Origin of the sequence: Bordetella sp. BOR01, from assembly GCF_019218885.1 — a bacterium.
GTDB lineage: Bacteria > Pseudomonadota > Gammaproteobacteria > Burkholderiales > Burkholderiaceae_B > Bordetella_A.
The window spans coordinates 1-469 of sequence record NZ_JAHUWT010000020.1 but is presented as its reverse complement, the minus strand read 5'-3'; the positions used below and the strand labels follow the sequence as shown (position 1 = coordinate 469).

Here is a 469-nt window from a genome sequence, read left to right as displayed (position 1 = left end):
CCCGTCACCCTCCCTCTCCTCCCCTTCTCCTTCTCCTCCCTTCCCCCCCTCTCCCCCTCCTCCTTCCCTCTCTTCTCCTTTCCCCCCTTTTTCTTCCTCCTTTCTCCCCCTTCCCCCCCCTCCTCCCTCCTTTCCCTTCTCCCCCCTCCCCTCCCTCCCCACCTTCCCTCCCCCCCTTTTTCCCCTCCCTTCTCCCCCCCCCTCCCCCTCCCCTCTCCCCCCCTCTCTCTCTCCTCTTTCCCCCCCCTCCTCCCCTCCCTTTCCCTCCTCTCCCCCTCTTCCTTCCCTTTTCTTCCTCTTTTCCTCTTCCTTCTTTCCTCCTTTTCCCTCTTTCTTCCTTTCTTTCTTCTCTCCCCCCTTTCTTCCTTTCTTTTCCTCTTCCCTTCCTTTTCCCTCCCTCCTTCCCCCCCTCTTCTTTCCCCCCCCCCCTCCCCTTTCTTCCCCTCTTCCTCCCTCCCTTCCCCTCCTT

The 469-nt window shown here is 61.2% G+C and carries 1 protein-coding gene; it reads right to left on the bottom strand.

Going from position 1 to position 469, the window contains the following annotated elements; genetic code table 11:
- Nucleotides 1-469: hypothetical protein (locus tag KW845_RS29795; protein ID WP_218372948.1), on the bottom strand; the 469-nt coding region annotated here is incomplete at both ends.